Raw genomic sequence first — 24,844 nt, 5'->3', positions numbered from 1 at the left:
ATGCAAAAAATGATTGTAGTAGGTGCTGTAGCTGGTGGCGCTACCTGTGCAAGTCAAATTAGAAGATTAGATAATGACTGTAAGATTACAATATTTGAGCGAGATCGTGATATGAGCTTTGCTAATTGTGGCTTACCCTATTATCTAGGTCAAATCGTTTCATCTCGAGATCAATTATTACCTATTACCCCAAGCTCATTTAAAGAAGATAAAAACATTGATGTTAAAACATACCATGAAGTTGTCGCCGTCGATACGCAACGCAATATTGTAACTGTCCGAGATCGACTGAAAAATCAAACCTTTGAAGCAGCGTATGATAAATTGATTCTCAGCCCAGGTGCAAATGCTAACAAACTCAACAGCGATAGTCCTATGGTTTTTACACTTCGCAATATGGAAGATACTGACCAAATAGACAAATATATTAAAAACCATCACGCACAACGTGCACTTATAGTTGGTGCGGGTTATATTGCTTTAGAAATTCTTGAAAATTTATATCATCGTGGTTTAGATGTCACATTAATCCATCGCTCTGAACAAATTAATAAACTGATGGATAGCGACATGAATCAGCCAATTTTGGAAATGCTGAACAAACATAAAATACCATATCGATTTAATGAAGAAATCGATGATATTGACGGCTCAATCGTTCACTTTAAATCAGGTCACTTTGAACAATATGATATTGTTATAGAAGGCGTAGGAACACATCCAAATTCTAAATTCCTTGAGTCTTCAAATATCCAACTAGATACACAAGGTTTTATTCCAGTAAATGATAAATTTGAGACAAATATTAGCAATGTTTATGCGCTTGGAGATGTGATAAAATCACATTATCGCCATGTAAATCTCCCTGCACAAGTCCCATTGGCTTGGGGAGCCCATCGTGCGGCTAGTATTATTGCTGAACAAATTGCTGGGAATTCAAATATTACTTTTAAGGGCTATTTAGGCTCAAATATTGTTAAATTTTTTGATTATTCATTCGCCAGTGTAGGTATAAAGCCTAATGAATTGAAGCATTTTGACTATAAAATGGTTGAAATTACTGGTGGAACACATGCTGGCTATTACCCAGGAAATGATAAATTGCATCTACGTGCCTATTTTGATACAAATAATCGTAAAATCATTCGTGCTGCTGCAGTAGGAAAACAGGGTGTCGATAAACGCATCGACGTGCTGTCAATGGCCATGATGAATGACTTAACAATTGATGCACTTACCGAATTTGAAGTCGCCTATGCGCCACCATATAGTCATCCCAAAGATTTAATAAATATGTTGGGCTACAAAGCACGTAATCTTTAAAAATTTTAGGCAACGATTAATTAAATCTAGCATATAAAGCGAGCCATTATTACGAAGTATTGAAGCTAAAAATAAGCACAAAGATGATGTTGAATTTCAAACCATCTTTGTGCTTATTATCTTGAGATTTATATCCCATCCTGTTTTCTAGGGATAATGTACTAGTCTCTTCTATCAAATGATTATTTAACTTAATCCGAACATTTTGGTTAATGGACCAAGTGGTAAAATAATTCCTAAAATGATTGTAATCACAATTAATGCAATTGTCGTCCAAAATAATCCTTGTGTTGATTCATGCTTTTTACGTTTTATGATCGTTACTTCCATTAAAGCAACTACTGCTATGCCACATACCATTTTGAGTGTCAATAACATGTGGTTGCCTCCACCACTTGCAAATTCTTTAATAATTATCCAAAATCCAGAGATTAACGTTAGCAAAATAACAACCCTCAACACCATATGTAATGGTTTAGCTGTAGGCGTTCCACCTTGTGTTTTCGAATAATTAAGATATGTCACTATAAACATTATAATCGCAAGCACCCAGCTTAAAATATGTACATGTAACAAAACTTTATCCCCCCACTAAAAAATATCAATAATTACTTAAATAAATATAACATATTTACCACTCTACTGTATTCATCATCATTTACATTTATAACAATACATGTGCATCAAATCATAATTAAAAAAGCCTTGCACCTGCACAACAGCGGAAACAAGCCTTTGAAATCGTAGACTAAAGTATAATATTCATGGAACCTTCATCACTAAATACAGAATATGAATTTTTCACGTTAAAACGATAATTTCAATAACAAAAATGTGAGCGGGACAGAATTCATAATGAATTCGTAGTCCCGCCCCAGCAAGTTGACTAGGATTGAAAAAAGCTTAGTATAAGCGTATTTTTAATCCAGTCAACGACTGCTAATATATATTTCACAGCCTAAAACATAATGATGTCCCAGACTGATTTGTTATTAGGTAAGAGACGTTTTATATCTTAACCTCTATAACTATATGTTTACACACTAACTTATTCTGCAATATATGTTGTTAACGTACCAATATTGTCAATTGTTACTTTTACTTCATCGCCAGGTTGTAAATATTGTGGTGGCTCCATTCCAGCTCCAACCCCAGCCGGTGTACCAGTTGCAATAATGTCACCTGGATGTAATGCGACATATTTTGAAATTTCTTCAATTAATTCATCAATTTTTAAAATCATTTCTCCTGTATTACCATCTTGACGGATATCATTATTTACTTTAGTCACTATATTTACATTTTCCGGTGTTGGTAATTCATCTTTAGTCACAATAAATGGTCCCATAGGGCAACCACCCGTTAAGCTTTTAGATAAAAATGCTTGGTCTTGAGCATCCTGCGCTTTACGATCTGTAATGTCATTAATAATAGTATACCCATAGACATAATCTAGCGCTAAAGCTTTAGGAATTTTCTCACCTGATTTACCAATAACAATACCAAGTTCACCTTCATAATCCAATTGATCTGTAATATCTTTATGATTCGGAATTGTAGCATTATCGCCGATTAACGATGAAGCTGCTTTTGTAAATACATAGAGGCGTTGGACTTCATGATTAAGTTCGCTCGCATGATCTTGATAGTTTCTCCCAAAAGCAATAACATTATTTGGCGGTGTCACTGGTGGTAAAAATGTAATATCTTTGAATGCTATTTTATAATCCTCTGCTCTGCCACTATCTTCTGCAGCAACAACAGCTTTTCGTACTTGTTCTTGAAAATCTAACGTTTGGTTTTGTTGTAAGCCCGCTAATAATGATTTAGGATGAAAATCCCCTTCTGCAAAATCAGCAAATACTTTTGTTAAATCCCAAACCGCATCTTCACGTTTTACTTTCACGCCGTAAGATGTGACGTCTTCATGTTTGAATGACAAGAATTTCATTCATTATCAACTCCTCATCTATATCTTAACTCATATTATAACTATAATTTTCTTAAAATCACAAATATATATGTCCGAAAATTTCAAAAGTTAGCTCATACATTATGACAAACCTTGTTCAAATAATTTCGCTTTAAAAATCTTGATTGGACTGAACTATATGGATAATCTACCAAACTGGAAGAAATATAAAGAACCTTTTACTTCAGTATGGAGCATGGTTTCTAAAGCATTTTTATAATATTGCATTTGAATGCGATATTTTTCTTTAAGTTGTTCTCCTATTTCTTCATCTGTCATACCTTTTCGTCTATTAAAAGCATCTGTCTTATAATCAACAAAGTAATATTGATTATCTTTCTTATAAATTAGATCAATCATACCCTGAATAATCGCTACGTCTTCATGGTTATCTGATATATTATCAACTTTTGCTTGATTTACAACAAAAGGTAATTCACGATAAATTTGTTCAGCTTCTGCGATTTCAAGATATAAATCACTTTGAATAAACGTCATTATTTCTGGAAATTTAATGTCTTTCTTAGCATCATGTTCAATAATTTGTTGTGTGATTAAATGATCAATATATTGCTCCAATGCTTCCTCTGTCATACGCTCAGGTTTGAAAGGCAAATGTTGCATGACGGTGTGCATTAATGTTCCTACTTCGTTGGCTTTACGCTTCGTAACATGACGCATAAATCTTGGCCGTTCATATGTCGCAACACCAATGCGATATTGTCGAACGCGATCGTAGTTCGTATCGCTTTCTTCAGTTTCCAGTTGTCGTTTTAATTCAGATACGGATTGCTTAGAAGGCTTAGTGGTATTAATCACGTTTGGATATTTAAACTTAAGCTGTTGCGTAATTTTCGCCTTAATATCATCGTTACCTGTATCCAACGTATTAAGATCCGAAATAGAACGCTGCTCATTCATATCTTGATGATTAGCTTCAATAATATCTTCAAAATAATCAATAATGATATTTACGTTTGGTCTTATGCTTTCTGCTAAATTTGCAATATCATTTTCGAACATTAAATCCGGTGTCAGTTCATAGGACTTATGCTTCGACAAAATACCATAAATAAGTTCAAAAGGATGTTCTGCTGTCAAACGCTCATTAACAGCTATATGTGAACCTGAAATAGCTAATTTTTCGTACTCTCCAAGTTTTTTTGTAGATTTAAGTCTGCCAATTAAAATAAGTTGTTCCTTTGCACGTGTCAATGCCACATAAATTAAACGCATTTCTTCTGATATCATTTCTTTTTCTGTTATTGCTTTATAAGCAACAGATGACAGTGAAGGATATGCCATATTTTTATCAATATCATAATAATCGATACCTAAACCATATTTTTGGTTTAAGATAACTTGTTCCCGTAAATCTTTCTTATTAAATTCCCTTGTTAATCCTGAATAAATAACAAATGGAAATTCTAATCCCTTACTGCTATGAATAGTCATCATTTTAACGACATTATCATTAGGACCTACGATATTTTCTTCGCCAAAATCTTGGCCGCGGTCAATCAGTTCATCTATAAAACGAATAAATTGATAAAGTCCTCTAAAACTAGAATTTTCAAATTCGATAGCCTTATTAAATAATCCATAAAGATTGGCCCGTCGTCCTTTACCACCAATCAAACCACTGAAATATTGGATAACATAATGGTCATGGTAAAACTTATCTATGAGTTGGTAAACTGGATTACTTTGACTATAAATCTGATACATTTTAATATCAGCTATGAAATTTTGTAGTTTCTTTACTAATTTTTTATTAGCCAAATCATGGTTAATATAGTTCACAATAGATTGATAGAAATAGTCATCATTAGGACTGAAGACACGTATATTAGCTAATTCATCTTCGGTAAATTGATAGATGACCGAACGCATCAATCCTACTAAATAAATATCTTGTAAAGGATTATCTATTGTTCTTAATAATGATAAAACTAATCGCACTTCCGTTTGTTCGAAATAGCCTTGTCTACTGTTCACGTGAAAGGGTATGTCATGATCTTTAAACGCTTGTTGCAAGTCTCTAGCTTGCGAAAAACTACGTTCTAAAATAACAATATCTTTATATGTTGGTTGACGATAGTGACCCGTTTTCATATCAAATATACGCTTATTTTCTAAAATATCTTTCACCTGTTTAACAATATATTCAGCTTCTTGTTCTGAGCCATTTAGTTCACTATGTTCTTTATCTGCTTCAATCAATGTACGCAGCTCTACTGGATGATCCACCTCATCAAATGGCGCACCATAGTACAATTGTGCAGCATCATCGTAACTAATTTCACCAACTTCTTCGTCCATCATGTGCTTAAATAAATAGTTAGTGGTACTTAACACTTCTTTTCTAGATCGGAAGTTTTGCGACAAATCAATGCGTATACCTGTGCCGTTACCCTCTGCATTAAAACGTTGATATTTCTCAATAAATAGACTTGGGTCTGCTTGTCTAAATTTGTAAATAGATTGCTTGACATCCCCTACCATAAATAAATTACCGTCTGCTTCTGAACCAGTCTTAATGCAGGATAATATTTGTTCTTGTACGCGATTGGTATCTTGGTATTCATCTACTAATATTTCAGCAAACTGTTCGCGATACATCTCCGCGATATGAGAAGGTGAGCCATCATCATTTGTTAATATTTGTAACGCAAAATGCTCATAGTCAGCAAAGTCTAGGATATTACGACTTCGTTTTTTTTGACCAAATGCAGTTATAACGTCTTTAACAATGTCTGCTAATATATTTACTCGTGGTGCCAACCTTTGCATATCTCGCTTTAAATCTTGCGCACTGCGTGAGAAATAGTCTGCTTGGACTTTGGATACAAGCGATTTATATTTATCGTAATATGCTTTAGCTTCAACAAGTGCATCACCCATAGTTTCATTTACTTCTTTTATCTTTTTAGTCAATGCAGGAAATCTACTGACAAATTCATGATTTGCAATTACATCACTTTGTATCATATCTCCATCAAAGGCTTTAGTCATAAAAGCCATTTCATCTTCAATGACAGCTATTTGCTTGTCCGTATCTTCAGCTAAAGTAAATATTTCATAGCTTTTACTTAAAGCCTCTTGTGCAGCACGTAAAAAAATACGCGACAAATCTGTCAACAATTGTAACAAGTTGTCTTGTTGTGCTTCATTTTGGTATGGTTTCACTAATTGGGTTAACCATTCAAAAGGATTGGGGTTCGCAATACTAAAGTAATAAAGAGATTTAATGATTGTTCTAAAGTCATCGTCATTTCTATCCTTAGACAATTGCTCTGCTAGTTCAATGAAATCGCTGTTTAACACATCATAGTAGTGTTCTAAAGTTTCATCTATGGTCTGTTCTAACAGTAAGATGTTTTCTGCTTCACTACTCGTTCTAAAATTAGGATCAACATCTAACACATCGTAATGCTGTTGTATTAGCTTTAAACAAAAACTATGCAATGTAGAAATTTGAGCTTGGTGTATCTTTATGCGTTGATTCTTTAAATGCGTATTATTAGGATCTTCAAGTGCTGCTTCTTGAATGCGTTGTTCTACCCTATGTTTCATTTCACGTGCACTTAAATTAGTAAAAGTAACCACCAATAATCGATCAACATCAACATTGTCTCTGATGATACGTTGAATAATTCTTTCTACTAAAACTGCCGTTTTCCCTGAGCCGGCAGCGGCCGCAACTAACACATCTTGACCTTTAGCATATATACTTTGCCACTGCGCATCTGTCCAAATTACCCCTTCGGGCTTGACTGGTATCATGCATCGTCACCTCCATCTTTAACCGCCTCTTGGATTTCTTCAATAGGATTAATTGTTTCATCAACTGTACGATATCGTTTACTATCAATCATGCCATCAACATGACAAACAGACTGATAGCTACAATATTGACAAGGTAAAGTTTGTTTATATTTTAATGGCGCCACTTCTGTATGTCCTGCCATAATATTAGATGCGGTTTCAATAAAGTTACGCTTATTATGCTCAATAAACTTCATGATTGTCGCTTCATCAGCGACTTGACTGCCTCGCTGATTTATAGTGTTTTTAGCTGTTTTTCCCACGGGTATGATATCAGACACAAATTTTGGTTCCATTCTTAAATCTAAAGCATTTAACACTTCTTCTGAGCTATTTACTAATCCACTCATTCTAAACGCTTTTTTAAAATCTAATTCTAACTGAACATTATCAATATCAGTCCAATGTTTATAATTGATGCGAGGTTCATGCACATGAAAATACAGCAATCCCCCTGGTTTAATTGTGTCTGATAATCCTAACCGTTCATGGTTCTGCAAAACAATATCCATATATGTCATCATCTGCATTTGTAAACCATAGTAAACCTTCTTTAAATCTAGCTTTGCACTTTCTTTTGACGATTTATAATCAATAATATTCACATAACTTTGATCATCTTCAGTGTAGGTATCTATGCGGTCAATTTGTCCTCTTATATTAATCGGAATGCCTTGAGTTGTTTGAAGTGATTCGGCCATAAGTTCATCTTGATGAGGCTTGCGACGAAATCCGGTTTCAAAGCGTTGTGGCTTAAATTTAGAATAGCTACTTTGGTATTTTAATGCGCCAAGTGTCGTTTCTATAATGGCGCCAATACGCTGCGATAAATAGCGATAATAAGCTGTAGAATTTAATAAATTAAATTGAACTTTCGGTAAAATTTCTTCAAGTGCTTCAGAAGTCAGCTGTTTGATTGTCTTAGCGTTTAAATGTTTAAAATCACCATTAACTCTGTCAGAAATGTACTTTAATACAGAATGAAAAATGTCACCAAGATCAAAGTTTTGCAATTGATATTTCGTACGCTCATTTAAGCGTAACCCATGAGAAGCATAGTGTTTAAATGGACATTGTTGATATCCTTCAAAACGTGACACACTGGCATTAATCGCTTTACCATATAATTGCTGTGCCAATTGATCACTCAATTGTACAGTGTGATTATCATAAGTTAATGACGTTAATAAATAATCAAGTCCATCATTTAATTGTGCATCATCTCGCATGACTTGATACGTATCTATCCATGTATCTGCAACGATTTCATCATCAAGCCATGCACGTAAAGCTTCAAATAAATGAATTTTAGTTTGATGGCCATGTTCAACGAGTAATAATGGTTGTTGCGCATGAACATAATTTAAATTATCTATCTGCATGTTTGTATAAAGCTGCTTAATTTGAGACAAAAATGGACTGATTTCTTTTTCATCGCCAGAATTACCCATTAAGCTGTACGAAAAAGTTACTTGTTGTGTCGCACGTGTCATTGCTATATAACATACAAATGCTTCATCCATCTGCAAAACATCTGATGTTGGACTCAACTCAATATGAGTTTGTGTTTCAAAAAATTTCTTTTCTTCATCAGATATTAAGCTCGTAGAAGCAATCGGTTGAGGTATCACGCCATCATTCATACCAACCATAAATACTTTAGCCTTGTTGTCTACTTTAGCTAAATCCATGCTCCCTATTGATACTTGATCTAGCGTTTGAGGAATCATGGCAAATTCTAACTGTTCTAAACCAATATCTAGTACTTCGGTAAAACGTTGTAATGACATCTCAGTCGTTCCAAATACTGTGACTAAATCATCTAAAATTTGAATGATGCCATTCCAAATTTGATCAATTTCTTCTGCTTCTTCATACCGATGATCAGCCTCTAACGTATCACGTATAGTCATTAATTGATTAGGCAGTTCAAAATATTCCATGCTTTCGTAAAATGCCGTAGCATAATCAATGACAGTATGCGCATCATTCATCGCCTGTTCGAAATAGAGAATTTTATGAACCACATCATCTTTTAGTTGCACAACCTTTTCAAAGGTTTCTTGTTCTTCAGGTGTAAGCTGATGTTCTTTACGCCCCATTTTCTGGAAATGTTCTATTTGAAATCGAGATTCATCAAACCAACGTTTCCCAGTGATACCGCGTTCTAATACAAAATTTTCTAATAAATCAATAAGATAACTGCTGTTTTTTATTTGGTATGTTAAGATATCTGTTTTAAATAAGCGCAGCATAGCATCTGTACTCCAATTTGTACGCATAACTTCTATTAATGAACGCACCATTTCCATGATAGGATGATGTGTCATAGATTTCTTTATATCAATATGAAATGGGATGTCAAATTGTGGCAGGATAGATGCTAATAGATATGCATAGCTTTCATCTCGATACAGTATAGCTATGTCTTGATACCTTAAGTGTTGCTCACGCGTCGCTTTAATAATTTGTCGTGCAACTTCATTGACTTCTTCTCGTATACTTGCTGCTTCAAGTATTTGAATGTGACCTTGTTGTTGGATTGGATTAATTTGTAAAGCATCAAATTCTTGTTCTAAGTGCACCAAATCATGATTAGTAAATCGATGTTGTTGGTTAAAATGTTTGCGATTTAAAGTTATATTTAATTCTGCTGCAATTTCTTCTAAATGTTGTAATACTTCAGATGGCTTTCTAAATAGACTAAATGGATCAGTATTTCCATCAGTTGTTAGAAGTACAGTTACCTTCTTAGCATACTTCACTAAATGTTTGATAATGTCGTACTCTAATGATGAAAAGTTATGGAAACCATCTATATAAATTTCAGCACGCTTCAACCATTGTGACTGTGGCATAACATTAATGAATTGCTTCAGCTTATCTTCTGATGTGATATAACGTCCAGCAATTTGACGCTCAAAAGCATTATATATTAATGCAATATCTTCTAATTTATGTTGCATGCGTGTAGGTAATGAATGTTGTGTCACAAGCGATTGCAAATCCTCAGGTGTTACAACATATTTCTTAAAATCTTGTATTTGTTCTGCTAATTTCTCACTAAAGCCATAATATTTAGCTTGAGAATGATAAAGCTTTAATTCCTGTTGGTGATTTTGAACAATATCATAAATCATCATTTCCATGGCTGATTTAGATAAGCGTTCTTCTGATAAGCCACCTACTTCTTGAAACACACGATGGCTTAATCGCTCAAAATGTAGTACTTCTGTTCTAAGACTTCCATACAATTCATGGTCGCTTACAAAAGCTTGTTCCAACTGAAAGGTACTTTGAGTAGGGGCTATGAGTACAATCGGGTCTCCAAGAGGTTGGCGTTTCATTTCTGATTTAATGTCACTAATCATTTGATAGGATTTGCCGGTCCCAGCTCTTCCGATATATGTATTAAATTCCATAAATATAGCCACGCTCCTTTATTAAATTCATTTTAACACAGAACATACGTTTCTATATAGTGATTTTATGAGGTTGTTCGCAGATAATCGAAAATACTTTTTATGATAAATAAAAAGAGACGTTGCGCATTGAAATGCAATCATCTCTTGTCTATATCATTAGCTCATATCAGGGTTAAAATTAAATTTAAAATCAGTTAATGGCCAAAATCTTAAAGACACTTTACCGACAATTTGCTTTTCATCGATAAGGCCAAAAGCACGGCTATCTTTACTTACCTCACGATTGTCTCCTAACACGAGGTATTTATGTTGAGGTATGACATTAGAATTATGTTTTGCACCGGCCAAATCTTTTATATCTAAAGATCCAGTAATATACTCTCCTTGCTTACGTTTCATATTGTATTCGAGATAAGGTTCTTTTACTTTTTTTCCGTTTATAATAAGTTGATCATCTCGATAGTATACTTTGTCACCTGGTGTGCCTATAACGCGTTTAACATAATCATCCTTTTGGTTAGCATGGAAGACAATGACATTCCCCTTTTTCACAGTGCCTACTTTATAGCCGATAATATTGACCAGAACATGATCGCCATCTTTTAATGTTGGATTCATTGAGTCTCCTTTAATGGTATATGATTTCGCTACAAAATTAATGATTAGTATGACTAAAATAATACCTACCGCTATAGCTATTAACCATTCTGTCAATTCCTTTTTCACATAAACACCTCCTTTATCGTTCATAGTTATAACGAAAATGATGGAAAGGATAATAAGTTAAATTAACATCACCAATAATGTCTTTTTTATCTATAAGTTGATATGACTGAGATTGCTTATTTAATCGACTATCATCAGATAGTACAAGGTACTTATCAGGTGGAATGATATCTCCTTCTGAATGAGGTAAATTGCGTAACTGAAAGTCTGTTTTTATATTTTTAGCATATGATGCTTTAATTTGTCTATCATCTCGATATAATTGCCCCTGCTTGACTTCAACTGATTCACCAGCCATACCGACAATTCGACTAAACTTTAAATCACCATGTTGTCGGAACATAACGACATCGCCATGTTGTAGTATGTTAAACGTCACTTTGACTTTATTAACAATGACACGATCATTTTTTTGTAAAACAGGTGCCATGTTCTGTTGCTTTACTACTGCACCTTGAATAATAAAAACATTTAAAATGAAAACAAAAATTATCGCAGCAATAAAAGCTATTATATATTGACTAACTTTTTGCACCTTGTCACTTCTCCTTTGATTGACCCATAAAATACTTTTCAACTTGTTTGCCAACAATCCATAATACAACTGTAACTAAAATCAATAATATGCCACGAATAGGATGCGTAAATAATGTTGTTATTCCTGTGCCCATCATGCCTAATAATAATATAGAAATCAATTTAGAGATTAGCAAAATAATAAAGTAATATTTAGTCTTAATATGGGATAAACTTGCAACAAAATTCACTAACGTAGTGGGCGTAAACGGGAAGCATAGTAAGATAAATATAGGCACCGGTCCTTGTCTATCTATAAAATGAATAAGCCTTTTCACCGCTGTTCTTTGCTGAATTTTAAGCATAAATTTGGAATGAATAAATCGTTTGCAAATAAGATAGACTGTAAATGTACCTGCTACAATTCCCAACCAAGATATAATAATTCCTACAGTAAATCCATAAGCATGAATAACAACTGTAATATAAAGAAATAACGGTAAGATGGGTACCATAGCTCTTAAATATAGAAGTAGAAAGCCAGCCAAATAGCCCAAATCTCGAAACGCATCAAACCATTGTTCAATTTGTTGTAACATGAGTGACCTATCCCTTCTATAAATAATGTCTGACATTGCTATTTACTTAAAAACATTGTAGCAAATAAACGCCTACAATACCTTATTGAAAGACTAAAAACCGATATGCGGCACTATTACCACATATCGGCTCAACAAACTTTAATAAACCATTACCTATTATAGGCGTGCTTCTAAATCAGCTTTTTTATCTTCATAACCTGGTTTACCTAGTAATGCAAACATGTTTTGTTTGTATGCTTCAACTCCAGGTTGATTGAATGGATTAACGCCTAGTTGATAACCGCTCATTGCGCAGGCTAATTCGAAGAAATATACTAAATAGCCAAATGTTTCTTCATCTAATCTTGGTACATTAATGACAATGTTTGGAACACCGCCATCTGTATGTGCTAATAGCGTACCTTCAAATGCTTTAGTATTGACTTCGTCCATTGTTTTGCCTGCTAAATAGTTTAAACCGTCTAAATCCTCGCTATCTTCTTCAATCGTGATATCTTGTTTAGGATGATTTACTTTAACTACAGTTTCAAATAAGAAACGACGTCCTTCTTGTACATATTGTCCTAAAGAGTGTAAATCAGTTGTATAGTTAGCACTTGATGGATAAATACCTTTGAAATCTTTACCTTCTGATTCACCAAATAATTGTTTCCACCACTCGTTGAAATATTGCATAGACGGCTCATAGTTAATTAACATTTCAGTTGTGTAGCCTTTATTATAAAGAACGTTACGAATCGTTGCGTATTGATATGCAATATTATCGTCTAAATTATCAGATGATAACTCTTTACGTGCTTTATTTGCACCTATCATCATTGCTTCAACATTAATTCCAGCTGCTGCAATAGGCAATAGACCTACGGCAGTTAGTACAGAATATCGTCCGCCAACATCGTCAGGAACAACAAATGTTTCATAGCCCTCATTATCAGCAAGTTGTTTCAACGCACCCTTTGCTTTATCAGTAGTAGCAAAAATACGTGTTTGTGCTTCTTTTTTACCATAACGTTGTTCAACTAATTGCTTAAATAATCTAAATGCAACTGCAGGCTCAGTAGTCGTACCTGATTTAGAAATTACGTTAACAGAAAAATCTTTATCAGCTAAATAATCGAGTAATTCTTGAGTGTATGTGGATGATAAATGATTTCCAACAAAAACGATTTCAGGATATTCTGTATTATTACGGAATGATGAGGTTAGCATTTCAATTGCAGCACGTGCACCTAAATAAGATCCTCCAATTCCAATTACAACAAGCACATCAGAATTAGCTTTAATGCGTTTTGCCGCTTCAACAATTCTAGAGAATTCTTCTTTATCATAATTTTCTGGTAAATCAAGCCAACCTAAGAAATCATGACCCGCACCTGTTCCCTCATGAATTGTACGATGAATTGATTTTACAATTTCTTGTTGTTGTTCTAGTTCATGTTTTTCAAAAAATTCTAACGTTTTACTATAATCTAATTGAATATGCGTCATTTAAAAAGCCTCCTGTGGGGTAGATTACTTTAATTTTACTAACTTTGTATACCTTATTCAAATTTCAAGTCCTTAGAACTAAATTTGAGCTATTTAAAAAATGATAATGATATCAAATTAAAGTAAAATCTACCATTACTTTTTTATGCATTTTTCATATTTTTTAGAAATTACAAAAAAGCTTTAAATGTGAACATATAAGGCTAATAAAGAAAAATGATAAAGTTATAAAATGTATAATTATGTAATAAAACGGTTTTATTTTCATTACCTTTCTGTTATGATAAAGTCATAATGATAATTATGAAAACAATTTGAGGTGACTATATAATGAAAGATAAAATCGTGTTAGCTTATTCTGGTGGATTAGACACTAGCGTAGCAGTTAAATGGCTTATAGATAAAGGATATGATGTTGTAGCTTGTTGTTTAGATGTCGGTGAAGGAAAAGATTTAGATACTGTACACTCTAAAGCTTTAGAAATGGGCGCAATTGAATGCCATATTATCAATGCTACGAAAGAGTTTAGTGATGACTATGTAAGCTATGCTATTAAAGGTAATTTGATGTATGAAAATAGTTATCCTCTCGTATCAGCATTATCACGACCACTCATTGCTAAAAAATTGGTAGAAATTGCTGAACAAACACAGTCAATTGGTATTGCACATGGCTGTACAGGTAAAGGAAACGATCAAGTACGTTTTGAAGTAGCAATCAAAGCTTTGAACCCTAAATTAAAAACATTTGCACCCGTGCGAGAATGGGCTTGGAGCCGTGAAGAAGAAATTGATTATGCATTGAAACACAATATTCCTGTATCTATCAATCATGATTCTCCTTATTCAATTGATCAAAATTTATGGGGCAGAGCAAATGAATGCGGTATTTTAGAAGATCCTTATGCAACGCCTCCAGAAGATGCATTTGATTTAACAACACCTATTGAAGAGACACCAGATACTGCTGATGAAATTATCCTATCATTTAAAAAAGGTATTCCAGTTAAATTGAACGATAAAGCCTATGATTTAGATGAGCTAATCTTAACTTTGAATGACCTAGCTGGGAAACATGGCATCGGTCGTATCGACCATGTAGAAAATAGACTTGTAGGTATTAAATCGAGAGAGATTTATGAAACGCCTGGTGCTGAAGTCATTTTAAAAGCACACAAAGCGCTTGAAACCATTACGCTAACAAAAGATGTGGCACATTTCAAACCGATCATTGAAAAACAATTCGCAGAGCAAACATACAACGGGTTATGGTTCTCACCTTTGACAGACAGCTTAAAAACATTCATTGATTCAACACAGCAACATGTTGAAGGAGATGTCAGAATTAAATTATTTAAAGGTAATGCCATCGTTAATGGCAGACAATCACCTTACACGCTTTATGATGAAAAATTAGCAACCTATACTAAAGAGGACGCATTCAATCAAGAAGCTGCTGTTGGCTTCATTGATATCTTTGGCTTACCAACACAAGTCAACGCCATGTTACATGGAGGCTATAGCAATGAGCAATAAAGCATGGGGTGGACGCTTCCAACAGCAACCCGAGGAATGGGTAGATGATTTTAATGCGTCCATCGATTTTGACCAAACCTTAATTGATCAAGACATTGCAGGAAGTATTGCACATGCCACAATGTTAGCAAATCAAGGTATCATCTCAACACAAGACAAAGCGGATATTATAGACGGGCTAAAAGCAATACAAGCTGATTTTCATCAGCATAAATTAACATTTAAACATTCATTGGAAGATATTCATTTAAATATTGAACATGAATTAATTGAGCGCATAGGTGCTGCAGGTGGTCGACTGCACACTGGTCGTAGTCGCAATGACCAAGTTGCAACGGATATGCATTTATATACAAAACAACAAGTTTTAGATATAACAACGTTAATTAAATCTTTCCAACAGACCATCGTTGAGCTTGCCAATCAACACGTTGATACGATAATGCCTGGATACACGCATTTACAACGTGCTCAACCTATATCTTTCGCACATCATATTATGACATATTTTTGGATGCTTGAACGTGATAAAGGACGCTTTACTGATAGCTTAAAACGTATAGATATCTCACCATTAGGTGCAGCAGCCTTAAGCGGTACAACATATCCAATTGATAGACATGAAACGAAGGACTTACTCGGATTTGCTAGCGTTTATGAAAATAGTTTAGATGCCGTTAGTGACCGTGATTATATTGTAGAAACATTGCACAATATTTCATTAACAATGGTTCATTTATCACGCTTTGCCGAAGAAATTATTTTTTGGTCAACAGATGAAGCAAAGTTCATTACACTTGCGGATGCATTTTCAACTGGTTCCTCTATCATGCCACAGAAAAAGAATCCCGATATGGCTGAACTTATCCGTGGCAAAGTGGGACGTACAACAGGTCACTTGATGAGTATGCTTGTAACACTTAAAGGGTTACCACTAGCATACAATAAAGACATGCAAGAAGATAAAGAAGGATTATTTGATGCTTTGCATACGATCAAAGGTTCATTAAGAATATTTGAAGGTATGATTGCAACTATGACTGTTAATTCAGAACGCTTAGCACAAACAGTTACACAAGATTTTTCAAATGCAACAGAGTTAGCTGACTATTTAGTTACTAAAAACGTCCCATTTAGAACTGCACATGAAATCGTTGGAAAAATAGTATTTGAATGTATACAACAAGGTATTTACCTCCTAGATGTCTCACTAGAACGCTACCAGGCTTATGACGCACGCATTGAAGCAGATATCTATGACTACCTCAAACCAGCAAATTGCTTACAACGTCGCCAAAGCTATGGTTCTACGGGACCTGATGCAGTTAAACATCAACTTAAAGTAGCGCAAGCATTACTCGATGAATCATAAATCATTCATTAAAAATTGATTTCATTTTATAATGATTTCTTTTGGTTCTATAATAAATCGGACTGGTGAGATAAAACACTAGTTCGATTTTTAAATTTTGAATAGAAAAATAGTCCAATTACCTCTATAATAATTAGCCTATTGGTTATTCGACCTACTTGCAGATAATCACTAATTTAAGCTGTAACATAAATATGCATTTACCATAAAACTGCCTAAGACTTATCATCTTTTGGTGTGATTGTATAAGTAATTGCTATCGTTACCAGTATGATGATATGACTGATTATTCCTAAAAAAATGGCATAACCAGATGCATAGAACGGTTTAAAATACCCTGATGTTTCATACAAATTCATAAAAACATGCGTACAAATGAAAGATATTACTATACCTATTGTTCTAATCATAAATGTTGAGACATAGCTCTTAAAGCTTTTAATAAACATTCCGAGAGCAATAGATATTATAACTAGCGGAATATATCCCCACATCACTTTATAATGATAATCTATAATTAAACCAAAATAATCTATTGGAAGAATGGATAGTAAGTAGATGGATAATTTAAATTTATTCACTGGTATGGTTCTCCTTTAACATGTGATGATTTCAAATAAAGTATTATTAATTATCTTTACGTAATATATTATATCTGCTAAGTTTTAAAATTTTATGAAGAATCGACATGCGTTTGTATTTAAACTTTGTTATTTACAGTAATATTTTATTGTGATAACTATGCTATTAATTTCTAATCATTTTTATAAAAAAACTTTCGCTAAGTTCACATTAAATCAATTTAGCGAAAGTGTTAGGTATCCTTCTCACAACAAGTCTTATTACAATAACGCATGAGATATACATTCTTATAATATTAACTAAAATATAGCAGCAGCGCATTAATATCAATATACATAAAATGTTTGCCCATTTTAAATAAGTATAGTAAAACAATAATCAGTAAAACAACAAACATTGCCGATTTGTATTTTTTCTTTTCCTGCTTCTCTTCTTTTTCATTAGTTTTATCCCTATTTAAATATTCCAGTAATTCTGCTTCTATTTCTTTATCTATTTTTGATTTCTTGTCTTCATAATTTTTACTGTGTTTTTCAGGAACTTTATTGTCATTCTTTTGATTATCCTTTCGAGTCATATCTTATACTCCTTTTTACCGACAAAACTTACGCCTTAAATACTTTCTGATATTGCACGTACCCTGACACATAATGTTCTATATCATCAATTCTTACACGATAACCATGATGTTTAATAAAGAAACTATTTAAAATGCGACCTGGCTTTTTAAAATACATCGCAATTTCAGGATAAAAGAAACCCGTGCGTTCATAATCTGCCCTTGTATGGATCGTATCAATAAATTTATCTTCGTCTAACCATTCTGCAACCAAATCATCATATCCCGAAGCTTTAGCCTTTTCAACTAAATGATATGTGGCCATCAGCATTTCTAAAAACGTAGGGTATGTTGTTTCCCTCTGTTTAATATAATCCAAGTGAGAACTAACGTTTTGAATTCCAAAACGGTAATACTTTTCTTCCGATGAAATTTGAACTAACTCATTTGTGCAATAGCCTAACCAATGGTCATGATATTTCCAATAATCATTAGCAATAAAATACTCAAATAATATTTTTACCGTTTTTAACCATTGCGGCTGCTGATCGATTTGATATAACCGTAATAGCGCAAGTGCTGCTTCTCCATCATAATATACAATACGATATTTTTCTTTTACAGTTAAATCTGGATAATTTAAAATATGTACCGTTTCGCCTGTCGTCTGATTAATCATTTTTAACATACCTTGAGCAACTTGCTGCGCTACATTTAAATAACGTTTATTAAATTGTCCATATTTTAAATATTCACATACAGCAAAAATAAATGACGCATTTTGACCTAATTTAATTTCATTGATATCATTCGTACCATCAAAAACAAACATTGCTCCTGAGTTATCTTTGCATAAACAATAATCAATAATATAGTCAATTGCTTTCTCTGTTGATGTAATATCTTTCTGTTGATATGCTAAACCTTCAATTAATGCATACGTTGAGGAAGCGTGTCTAAGTACGTTATAAAAATTAATCGTTTTATCAAAATGTGGAAAATAACCATAAATATAGCGTCCATTCGGCATTAGCATATTTTGTAAAAAGTCAGAACTCTTATCTATTAACTTATCAATTTCTGTATGTAAATTATTAACTATACGTAAGTTTTTTTGATATCCTCTTCCATGTAATTGATAAATACCTTCACCATCATATATAAACCCTTGTGTATAAAACTTCGTTACATTTTTATCTTTGTAAAATTCATAGCTAAAGCCTTTTTTATGTGTCGTATATTTTTTAAGATAATTATTAATATTTTCTTCGGATAAAAATAAAGTGTTCGTACCTTTTTTAGGTCTAACAAATGCATTGGCATTAATTTCTTCTGGTAAAAAAGTTAAATTCCAATAATTATCCATTGCAATACCAAAATCAATATAATTTCTACGAGTAGTTATCAATTCTTCAGCTACATTATCAAAACGAATGGTTTGTGTATCAGTAACGATATCCAATTTTATCCATTGCGGGTAACTACCTGCTTGTTTCTTAAATTTTTGGCATCGCTTCATAACATCACGTTCAAGATTACGCTTATTTTTTAATAATTTGACTTGCGCTTTAATATTGGGTCTGCCCAAACTCACAAATATTTTATCAAATTCAGGATAGAAATTGTTGACTTGATCAACTAAGTCTTGAATTTTACTTTCTATATTCATAGGCTTTCTCCTTTAATAATAGGTTAACTTTACTTTACAAATATTTTATTTTTTCTGCAAATTTTCAATCAATTATAAAAAAGGACGGACAGACGCCCGACCTTTCTGTAAAATATAATTAATTTTCTTTACGATTTTTATGACGTTTGCCGAATAATAATAAGGTAAGCAATGATATCAAACCAAAATTAATTTATAATTCGAACACCATCGTAGGACTACATCTTATCCCCCTAAAATGATAACGAGCTGTATATTATCTAATACATAAGAGAAAAGACAATTTCTCTCAAATAGTTTTAATAGAAATTGTCTTTTTTACATTGTTTAAGAACTTAATGTCCCAGACCCTAAAAATTATTATTGTATTTTATGCCCAACCACGATAACGAGCAGCTTCAGCAGTACGCTTAATGCCGACAATATATGCTGCTAATCTCATATCAATTCTTCTATTTTGAGATAATTCATATATTGTATCAAAGGCTTCAACTAATTTTTCACGTAATTTTTCATTAACTTCTTCTTCTGACCAATAGTAGCCTTGGTTATTTTGCACCCATTCAAAGTATGATACCGTTACGCCACCAGCACTTGCAAGCACATCTGGTACTAGTAAAATACCTCTTTCTGTTAGAATACGTGTTGCTTCAGGTGTCGTTGGTCCATTAGCTGCCTCAACAACAATATCAGCTTTAATATCATGTGCGTTATCTTCAGTAATTTGATTTGAGATTGCTGCTGGAACTAAAATATCACAATCTATTTCAAATAGCTCTTTATTCGAAATCGTATCTTCAAATAAATTTGTTACAGTACCGAAACTATCTCGACGATCTAATAAGTAATCAATATCTAGTCCATTAGGATCGTGTAATGCGCCATATGCATCAGATATACCTACAATTTTAGCACCCATATCGTATAGGAATTTTGCTAAAAAGCTACCTGCGTTTCCAAAGCCTTGAATCACTACTTTAGATCCTTCGATTTGACGTCCTCTTCGCTTAGCTGCTTGTTCAATAGCTATAACAACACCCAAGGCAGTAGAACGATCACGACCTTGTGAACCGCCTAAGACAATTGGTTTTCCTGTAATGAAACCAGGTGAATTGAATTTATCTAATGCGCTATATTCGTCCATCATCCATGCCATAATTTGTGAATTTGTAAATACATCAGGTGCTGGAATATCTTTAGTCGGTCCAACAAATTGTGAAATTGCTCTTACATAGCCACGAGATAATCTTTCAACTTCATGAATACTCATCTCACGTGGATCACACACAATACCACCTTTACCACCGCCGTATGGTAAGTTGACAATGCCACATTTTAAGGTCATCCACATAGATAAAGCTTTTACTTCCTCTTCATCTACTTCAGGATGAAATCTTACGCCACCTTTTGTTGGCCCAACTGCATCATTATGTTGTGCACGATAACCAGTAAATGTTTTTACAGTTCCGTCGTCCATTCTTACTGGAATACGCACTTCTAAAAATCTTAATGGTTCTTTAATTAAATCGTACATACCATCATCAAAACCTAATTTATGTAATGCCTCTTTAATAATACTTTGTGTAGAAGTTACTAAATTATTAGTCTCAGTCATGATCCTCTTCGCCTCTTTTTAACTAATGATTTCGCTTTCATAAACATTGTAACAATATGTCTTATGTTTTTAAAGGGGTTTCATACTAAATGTTACAATTTTTTGAACAGCCTTTAGTACTACCATTACAGTATGCCTAGCAATTTGTATAAACATCATATCAAAACTTTATATCCCAATGTTTGATTGCCGAATTAAACATTGTGCCACAATAATTTAATCAATTTTACATCATACAAATAAATCAAAACAACTCCTTTATATAAATAAAAGAGTTGTTTTGTAAGCCCTTACATTTATAATGCCACAACCCACCAACAAAATACAAGCCCAATTTAAGACGACACTCCAATAAAAAGGAGCAGAACATAATTCATTATGAATTCGTAGTCCGCCCCGGTAAGGTTGACTAGGATTGAATAAAGCTGAGTATAAGCGTATTTTCAATTCAGTCAACTACTGCCAATATTTGGTTCAGAATATAATAGAGACATGTACTGTGTATTTCTTTTAGTCCCGCTAGCTCGTGTTAATGACCTCTAATTCTCATCTGTTCTTGGTAGTGGATAAAAGCCATTATTAAATTTTTTCCACAAGTTCGGTGGTAATTCATAATGATCTTGTCGTGTTGAATCAAATGTAGAAATAATATCTTGCTCTTTGCCTTTTTCGATTTTTGAAATAAATTGATAATCGAGTGCAAGTTCACGTCCTAAAGCCACTAATTCGATATCTGCTGTTTCAACTGCATCTAATGCTTGGTCAGCCGTGAATATAGAGCCTATTCCAATCAATGGCATGCGACCATCTATCCATCTATGGATCAGTGGTAAGCGTTCTTGACCAGCGTATTTACCTTCTCGTGTTTCACCATGTACATGCATTGTTGATATATGAATGTAATCAATAGGTTGTTCTGCCAAAAGTTCAACCAATTGCTGAGTGATTTCCATTGTAATTCCTGGCGATTCTTGTTCTTCTGGTGATAAACGATATCCAACAATAAAGTCATCACTTGCATATTTTTGCTTTGCTTGAAGTACTTCTTGAACGACAGCTAGTGGAAATTTCATTGAATCTGCCCATTCATCATTGCGTCTATTATAGTATGGAGAAACAAATTGATGAATAAGATAATGGTTAGCTCCGTGAATCTCAACGCCATCAAATCCCGCTTCAATCACACGACGTGTTGCTTCACCAAAATCTTTAATCGTTTGTTCAATTTCTTCTGGTGTTATCTCTCGCGCGTGATGTTCTTGCTGCTCTCCAAAACTTTTCATTGAAATTGGACTAGGAGCTACAACATCACCATTAGGAGTCAAGTTTGGCAATGACTGTGCACCACCGTGATGTATTTGAACTAACGCCTTTGCGCCGTGTTTTTTCATCACTTTTGCTAAACGCTTTAAACCATCGATATCGGAATCATGTGCGACTGAAGGTTGACCTGGAAACGCTTTACCAAGATCATTAACATTACTTGCTGCATTAATCGCTAGACCAACATCTTTAGAACGCGTTTCACTAAATGTTATTTCACTTTCAGAAATTGTACCATCATCATTTGAAGTATTGTGTGTCATAGGTGCCAAAACAAATCGATTTTTTAGTTCAACACCGTTCGGTAGTTTAACTTTCTCAAATAACTTCGCATATTTTTTATTCATTGCAAATTTTCCTCCTTAATTTTGCACAAACTATAGCATGTGAACAACTTTAGTTCTAATTATTTGCTTGTTAATACATGTTGACATCCACTTTTTTTCTTCCCGAAAAACTAAATATCAATCATTTGTGAATTTTTATATAAAAAAACTAACGTTCCTTTTAATCAGCAACGTTAGTTTGACGTGTTCACAGTCATTCAATTGTTATGCATCGCACGTTTTGACTGTTTAATCCAGACCGGTAGGCGTTCTTCAAGCGTTTGAAACCCATACTTTTCTGTCTCTTTTATTTCATCCAAAACGGATTGTTTTTCTTTTTTACGTTCATAGTTTTTAAAGTAATCATTATCTTTAAGGGACAAATTAAGCTTTCCTTCATCATCAATCGATAAAATTTTAGCTTTAACTACCTGTCCCTCTGACAGAAATTTCTTTAAATTGTGGACATAGTCATCCATAATCTCTGAAATATGAATAAGTCCTTCAGTATGGTCAGGGGTCTCAACAAATGCGCCATAAGGTTGAATACCAGTCACACGTACCTTAATATGTTGACCTGCTCTATAGTGATTATTCAACGTGATAACCCCTTATATCTATTTTACTTAACATAATAATAATAGCACAAAACGATAATATGGACTAATAATATTGTTAGGAACAGAGAAATCATGTAGTTTATAGACTAATTAAAAACCATGCAACTGATAACAATCAATCTACATGGTTTTAATCCTTGTTAAATCATATATTCTATTTATAAAAGTAGTGCTTGGGTTACCTATTAAATCCCAAGCAGCCAACAACTCATACAGCTAAATATTTAAATCCTTGTTGGTCGTGATTATATCGCGTTCTTAGTTCTTATTCTGCTACATCGATACCTTCAATAACAACATCATGTACAGGTTTATCTTGAGGACCTACTTTAGTATTAGCGATATCTTCTAATGTAGTGTCTCCTTCAATGAGTTGTCCGAAAACCGTATGCTTTTGATCCAACCATGGTGTACCGCCATTTTCTTTATAAGCTTGAGCGATTTCTTCAGGCCAGCCACCATCAACAAGTTGACTAATCATTGATTCTGGGATGTCTTTCATTTGTACAACAAAAAATTGTGACCCATTTGTATTTGGACCAGCATTGGCCATTGACAAAGCGCCATATAAGTTAAATGCTTCTAATGAAAATTCATCTTCAAAAGCACTTCCATATATGCTTTCTCCACCCATACCAGTTGCTGTAGGGTCACCACCTTGAATCATAAAGTCATTAATCACACGGTGGAATGTAACACCATCATAATAGCCATTTTTCGCATGTGTCACAAAATTTTCAACTGTTTTTGGAGCAATATCTGGGAATAATTTAAACGTCATGTCACCTTTATTTGTATGCATGATTACTTTAATTTCATTATCTTGTATTTCTTTATTTAACTGTGGATAGTTAGCCATTTCAATTCTCCATTCATGTTATGATGATATACATATATACTAACATATTTGAAAGGAAGTCATATAACATGTTACATCGATTTTCACATAAAACTGGGACTTATGGCGTCTCCATTGTAGAACAGCATGGTGATGAGGTTCTTGTTCAAATTGAGCAAGTGATTAAACATCCAAAACAAGGTGATTTACATCATCCCAAAGCTACAGAAGGCGTGTTCTTTCACGAGCGTAAAGCGCTAAGCCACTTTGAAAAGCGTTATGCTAAGCAGTCACAATTACGGGAATTTAATGTTGAACGTATGTCTTATGAAGCATCATTGCAACAAGCACTCTCCGCATTAGAAGATTCACTTAAAGAACAAAATGATGATTATGCACAGCGCGCATTAGAAAATTTGTCACGCATAAAAGAGGATTATACCCTTCAATATAAACAAAATTTTTACTAAAAAACGTGTTTCTTCTTATTTAAAAGTCTCGATAAATGTAAGCATAGTAGTGAT

The 24,844-nt window shown here is 33.6% G+C and carries 19 protein-coding genes; 4 read left to right on the top strand and 15 right to left on the bottom strand.

Annotated elements, in window-relative coordinates; genetic code table 11:
• Entirely contained in the window at positions 1–1,323 is a 1,323-nt protein-coding gene (locus HMPREF3267_RS10165; RefSeq protein WP_062077422.1) for a CoA-disulfide reductase, read from the top strand.
• Positions 1,324–1,509: 186 nt separating this feature from the next.
• Here the strand turns inward: HMPREF3267_RS10165 and HMPREF3267_RS10160 are convergent, their stop codons facing one another.
• The 8 genes from HMPREF3267_RS10160 to HMPREF3267_RS10125 form a co-directional block, all read right to left on the bottom strand.
• Complete coding sequence (locus tag HMPREF3267_RS10160; protein ID WP_002478432.1) at positions 1,510–1,899, bottom strand: YisL family protein; 390 nt, start codon at positions 1,897–1,899, stop codon at positions 1,510–1,512.
• Positions 1,900–2,371: 472 nt separating this feature from the next.
• Positions 2,372–3,274, bottom strand: coding sequence for a fumarylacetoacetate hydrolase family protein (locus HMPREF3267_RS10155; RefSeq protein WP_002459533.1), 903 nt, complete (start codon positions 3,272–3,274; stop codon positions 2,372–2,374).
• 156 nt (positions 3,275–3,430) lie between these two features.
• Positions 3,431–7,081, bottom strand: a complete 3,651-nt coding sequence (gene addA, locus HMPREF3267_RS10150) for a helicase-exonuclease AddAB subunit AddA (protein WP_062077419.1) — start codon at positions 7,079–7,081, stop codon at positions 3,431–3,433.
• The gene (addB, locus tag HMPREF3267_RS10145; RefSeq protein ID WP_070823854.1) at positions 7,078–10,545 is read right to left on the bottom strand and encodes a helicase-exonuclease AddAB subunit AddB; all 3,468 of its coding nucleotides are present in this window, start codon (positions 10,543–10,545) and stop codon (positions 7,078–7,080) included. Before addB ends, addA begins: the two co-directional genes overlap by 4 nt.
• A gap of 159 nt (positions 10,546–10,704) precedes the next feature.
• Positions 10,705–11,274 (bottom strand): signal peptidase I, encoded by a 570-nt coding sequence (lepB, locus tag HMPREF3267_RS10140; RefSeq protein WP_002478435.1) that lies wholly within the window; start codon positions 11,272–11,274, stop codon positions 10,705–10,707.
• Between the two features lie 13 nt (positions 11,275–11,287).
• Positions 11,288–11,809, bottom strand: coding sequence for a signal peptidase I (gene lepB, locus HMPREF3267_RS10135; RefSeq protein WP_012990899.1), 522 nt, complete (start codon positions 11,807–11,809; stop codon positions 11,288–11,290).
• 4 nt (positions 11,810–11,813) lie between these two features.
• On the bottom strand, positions 11,814–12,389 hold the full coding sequence (locus tag HMPREF3267_RS10130) for a TVP38/TMEM64 family protein (RefSeq protein ID WP_002478437.1): 576 nt from the start codon (positions 12,387–12,389) through the stop codon (positions 11,814–11,816).
• A 159-nt stretch (positions 12,390–12,548) separates the two neighbouring features.
• On the bottom strand, positions 12,549–13,880 hold the full coding sequence (locus HMPREF3267_RS10125) for a glucose-6-phosphate isomerase (protein WP_002478438.1): 1,332 nt from the start codon (positions 13,878–13,880) through the stop codon (positions 12,549–12,551).
• Positions 13,881–14,210: 330 nt separating this feature from the next.
• Here HMPREF3267_RS10125 and HMPREF3267_RS10120 point away from each other — a divergent pair, with 330 nt between their 5' ends.
• Together HMPREF3267_RS10120 and argH are read left to right on the top strand one after the other, a co-directional pair.
• Positions 14,211–15,416, top strand: coding sequence for an argininosuccinate synthase (locus tag HMPREF3267_RS10120; protein ID WP_002459540.1), 1,206 nt, complete (start codon positions 14,211–14,213; stop codon positions 15,414–15,416).
• Entirely contained in the window at positions 15,406–16,788 is a 1,383-nt protein-coding gene (argH, locus tag HMPREF3267_RS10115; protein ID WP_002478439.1) for an argininosuccinate lyase, read from the top strand. The genes HMPREF3267_RS10120 and argH overlap by 11 nt, the downstream gene beginning before the upstream one ends.
• Positions 16,789–17,003: 215 nt before the next feature.
• Here argH and HMPREF3267_RS10110 read toward each other — a convergent pair whose 3' ends face one another.
• The 7 genes from HMPREF3267_RS10110 to HMPREF3267_RS10080 form a co-directional block, all read right to left on the bottom strand.
• The gene (locus HMPREF3267_RS10110; RefSeq protein WP_002478440.1) at positions 17,004–17,369 is read right to left on the bottom strand and encodes a hypothetical protein; all 366 of its coding nucleotides are present in this window, start codon (positions 17,367–17,369) and stop codon (positions 17,004–17,006) included.
• A 296-nt stretch (positions 17,370–17,665) separates the two neighbouring features.
• On the bottom strand, positions 17,666–17,947 hold the full coding sequence (locus HMPREF3267_RS10105; RefSeq protein ID WP_002493130.1) for a hypothetical protein: 282 nt from the start codon (positions 17,945–17,947) through the stop codon (positions 17,666–17,668).
• A gap of 28 nt (positions 17,948–17,975) precedes the next feature.
• Positions 17,976–19,598 (bottom strand): hypothetical protein, encoded by a 1,623-nt coding sequence (locus tag HMPREF3267_RS10100; protein WP_062077413.1) that lies wholly within the window; start codon positions 19,596–19,598, stop codon positions 17,976–17,978.
• Positions 19,599–19,968: 370 nt separating this feature from the next.
• Positions 19,969–21,213 (bottom strand): Glu/Leu/Phe/Val family dehydrogenase, encoded by a 1,245-nt coding sequence (locus tag HMPREF3267_RS10095; RefSeq protein WP_002459545.1) that lies wholly within the window; start codon positions 21,211–21,213, stop codon positions 19,969–19,971.
• Positions 21,214–21,752: 539 nt separating this feature from the next.
• A complete protein-coding gene (locus HMPREF3267_RS10090; protein WP_002478443.1) occupies positions 21,753–22,883 on the bottom strand; it encodes an NADH-dependent flavin oxidoreductase in 1,131 nt (376 codons plus the stop codon).
• A gap of 197 nt (positions 22,884–23,080) precedes the next feature.
• Positions 23,081–23,461 (bottom strand): S1 domain-containing post-transcriptional regulator Ygs, encoded by a 381-nt coding sequence (ygs, locus tag HMPREF3267_RS10085; RefSeq protein ID WP_002459547.1) that lies wholly within the window; start codon positions 23,459–23,461, stop codon positions 23,081–23,083.
• Between the two features lie 286 nt (positions 23,462–23,747).
• A complete protein-coding gene (locus tag HMPREF3267_RS10080; RefSeq protein WP_002459548.1) occupies positions 23,748–24,341 on the bottom strand; it encodes a peptidylprolyl isomerase in 594 nt (197 codons plus the stop codon).
• A 68-nt stretch (positions 24,342–24,409) separates the two neighbouring features.
• Here HMPREF3267_RS10080 and kapB point away from each other — a divergent pair, with 68 nt between their 5' ends.
• Positions 24,410–24,790: a sporulation phosphorelay system protein KapB gene (gene kapB, locus HMPREF3267_RS10075; protein ID WP_002478445.1), complete on the top strand. Its 381-nt coding sequence runs from the start codon at positions 24,410–24,412 to the stop codon at positions 24,788–24,790.
• Positions 24,791–24,844 lie beyond the last annotated feature (54 nt).

Origin of the sequence: Staphylococcus sp. HMSC62D11 (assembly GCF_001839145.1) — a bacterium.
Taxonomy (GTDB): Bacteria; Bacillota; Bacilli; order Staphylococcales; family Staphylococcaceae; genus Staphylococcus; species Staphylococcus lugdunensis.
The sequence above is the reverse complement of the archived record's forward strand: the minus strand, read 5'-3'. Positions and strand labels throughout refer to the sequence as shown.

Bases quoted from the DNA above. Each gene is read 5' to 3' on its own strand.
- HMPREF3267_RS10125 (WP_002478438.1), bottom strand. From the start codon at position 13,880: ATGACGCATATTCAATTAGATTATAGTAAAACGTTAGAATTTTTTGAA.
- HMPREF3267_RS10105 (WP_002493130.1), bottom strand. From the start codon at position 17,947: ATGACTCGAAAGGATAATCAAAAGAATGACAATAAAGTTCCTGAAAAA.
- HMPREF3267_RS10090 (WP_002478443.1), bottom strand. From the start codon at position 22,883: ATGAATAAAAAATATGCGAAGTTATTTGAGAAAGTTAAACTACCGAAC.
- HMPREF3267_RS10080 (WP_002459548.1), bottom strand. From the start codon at position 24,341: ATGGCTAACTATCCACAGTTAAATAAAGAAATACAAGATAATGAAATT.
- HMPREF3267_RS10095 (WP_002459545.1), bottom strand. From the start codon at position 21,213: ATGACTGAGACTAATAATTTAGTAACTTCTACACAAAGTATTATTAAA.
- HMPREF3267_RS10155 (WP_002459533.1), bottom strand. From the start codon at position 3,274: ATGAAATTCTTGTCATTCAAACATGAAGACGTCACATCTTACGGCGTG.
- HMPREF3267_RS10120 (WP_002459540.1), top strand. From the start codon at position 14,211: ATGAAAGATAAAATCGTGTTAGCTTATTCTGGTGGATTAGACACTAGC.
- HMPREF3267_RS10130 (WP_002478437.1), bottom strand. From the start codon at position 12,389: ATGTTACAACAAATTGAACAATGGTTTGATGCGTTTCGAGATTTGGGC.
- argH (WP_002478439.1), top strand. From the start codon at position 15,406: ATGAGCAATAAAGCATGGGGTGGACGCTTCCAACAGCAACCCGAGGAA.
- HMPREF3267_RS10100 (WP_062077413.1), bottom strand. From the start codon at position 19,598: ATGAATATAGAAAGTAAAATTCAAGACTTAGTTGATCAAGTCAACAAT.
- kapB (WP_002478445.1), top strand. From the start codon at position 24,410: ATGTTACATCGATTTTCACATAAAACTGGGACTTATGGCGTCTCCATT.
- addB (WP_070823854.1), bottom strand. From the start codon at position 10,545: ATGGAATTTAATACATATATCGGAAGAGCTGGGACCGGCAAATCCTAT.
- addA (WP_062077419.1), bottom strand. From the start codon at position 7,081: ATGATACCAGTCAAGCCCGAAGGGGTAATTTGGACAGATGCGCAGTGG.
- HMPREF3267_RS10165 (WP_062077422.1), top strand. From the start codon at position 1: ATGCAAAAAATGATTGTAGTAGGTGCTGTAGCTGGTGGCGCTACCTGT.